Annotated in this window: 4 protein-coding genes; 1 reads left to right on the plus strand and 3 read right to left on the minus strand. The window is 28.1% G+C overall.

Annotation, left to right across the window (positions count from 1 at the left end; all coding sequences use genetic code 11):
* Positions 1-96 precede the first annotated feature (96 nt).
* The gene (locus J7M77_RS16650; RefSeq protein WP_296880604.1) at positions 97-1,044 is read left to right on the plus strand and encodes an aromatic acid exporter family protein; all 948 of its coding nucleotides are present in this window, start codon (positions 97-99) and stop codon (positions 1,042-1,044) included.
* Positions 1,045-1,226: 182 nt separating this feature from the next.
* On the opposite strand, the gene J7M77_RS16655 is transcribed toward J7M77_RS16650, so the two are convergent.
* From J7M77_RS16655 to J7M77_RS16665, 3 genes are all read right to left on the minus strand, one after another.
* Positions 1,227-1,358, minus strand: coding sequence for a hypothetical protein (locus J7M77_RS16655; RefSeq protein ID WP_296880605.1), 132 nt, complete (start codon positions 1,356-1,358; stop codon positions 1,227-1,229).
* Between the two features lie 15 nt (positions 1,359-1,373).
* Positions 1,374-1,721 carry a methyltransferase domain-containing protein gene (locus J7M77_RS16660; protein WP_296880606.1) on the minus strand — a complete coding sequence of 116 codons (348 nt, stop codon included), beginning with the start codon at positions 1,719-1,721 and terminating at the stop codon, positions 1,374-1,376.
* 28 nt (positions 1,722-1,749) lie between these two features.
* A partial coding sequence (locus J7M77_RS16665; protein ID WP_296880608.1) for a 4Fe-4S dicluster domain-containing protein occupies positions 1,750-2,125 on the minus strand: 376 nt, incomplete at its 5' end.

Raw genomic sequence — 2,125 nt, forward strand, 5'->3', positions numbered from 1 at the left:
AGTTTTTACTTTTAGTTAATTGATTTTTTCATCTTTATCATTTTTTTGTTTATTTACTACCTATCTATCAAGTATAATAAAAATGTGGTGATAGAAATGAAAAAGGATATGATTAAAGCGTTAAAAATTGCAATAGCCTGCTGTTTAAGTATATTAGTGGCCGAACTATGTCATTTAAACTTTTCTTCAAGTGCGGGAATTACTGCCTTACTAACAATTACTGATAGTCGTAAGAAAACACTTACGTTGGCTCTTCAAAGATTGCTTTCTTTTTGTGTTTCGATCATGATATCAATCATCGTTTTTCAAACGACTCAAATTCATTGGATCACTTTTGGAACCTATATCTTCTTTGTTGTCTGGATTTCTTATTACTTTAACTGGCATGGAACAATATCTGTTAATGCCGTCATGGGTACTCATATACTTTTTAGTCCGGAAGTAACATCTAATTTTATTATTAATGAATTTTATTTGATTTTTATTGGTAGTACTTTTGCAATCATTATGAATATGATCATTCCTAAAAGAACTTATAGAGAACTTATTAATGAAGATATTCAATATATTGAATCAGCTTTTATTTCACTGTTTAATCAAATCAATGAATATCTAACAACCAAAGAAATTGCTTCATTAGATCAAAGTATTCAAGAACTAGAAAACTATATGGAAAATGCTATCCAGACAGCAATCGAAAACAATGAAAATATTAACCAGGAAGAAAGTAAAAAATATGTTCACTATTGTGATATTAGGTTAGAACAAATTTATCTATTTGAAAATATCTCATTTAAATTTAAACAAATTACCAATCTTTCAGAAATCGATATTTTTAATCTAACTTATTTAATCAATGAAATCATTGAAGATATTGCTAAACATAAAAAACCCCATCATCATAAAAAACAAATTTCACTGATTAAACAATGCTTTTTCAATAGCTTAGAAAATATTGAAGATAAAGCAATTTTATATGGTGTTGTTTTAGATCTTGAAGAATTTATCGAAAAACAAATCACTTTGATCCAATATAAATCATAAAGTTATAAGCGAAGAAAATAAACTATTTCTTCGCTTTAACATTACTTTTTCTTTACTAGTACCTGATATAATGCTTTAGGATATGAGTAATACAGTTCATTTCTAGTCATCATAACTTCCTGGTATTTAAAATCACCTATCAGACCAAAATAACGATATAAATCAGCTTCATTAAAATAGCACTATCCATAACTGCCATAATCATGATAGCGAAAATCCGGATCATCATTACTAATATTATAAGCATCATTTACCCTTGATACTCGGGCAATCAAATAACCGCCAGGTTTTAAGATTCTTTTGATTTCTTCCATGATCTGAATTGTTTTTCAATCAACAAAATAATGCATTAAAATATCCGCTATAATAGTTGAAAAACTATTATTTTCAAAAAGGAAAGGATCATTCATATTTAAATATTTTGTCTGACTATTAGGAATATATTGATCAATATTTTTTAGAGTCGGTAATGAATAATCACAAGATAAAACTAAATAACCTTGTTCAATTAAATATCGAGTGTTTGCACCAATCCCACAGCCTAAATCTAAAATTGTTTCTTTATGATTAAATAATGGTAAATATTTAGCTAACCATAAATCATAAACCGGTTTTCCAAAGCGACTTTTAAACCAGCTATTCCACATTGTTACATGTTTATTATTATCTCTACTCATAAATTTTCTTTATATTTTAAAAATTTTACTAATTCTCAAATTCTACTGCCACATCTTTTAGTAAACTAATAATTTTTAAATGCTGGGGACATACGCTTTCACATTGACCACATTCAACACAGGCACTAGCTAAATTGAAATCACCACTTGTATGATCTTGATAATAAGTGTTATAACGAGTATTAGCACCATAAGTTTTAGCGCTATTATAAGCAATAAATAAATCTGGAATCTGAATGTTTAACGGACACCCTGGTACACAATAACGGCAGGACGTACAAGGAATCGTTGGATATGACAGCACCTGATCAACAACTTCCTGAACTAAACTTTCTTCATATTTAGATAATGGTTCAAAATTAGCCATTGTTTGTAAGTTATCATTCATTTGTTCTTCATTAGAC

It is taken from the genome of Thomasclavelia sp., assembly GCF_017889095.1.
In the GTDB taxonomy this organism is placed as follows: Bacteria; Bacillota_I; Bacilli_A; order Erysipelotrichales; family Coprobacillaceae; genus Thomasclavelia.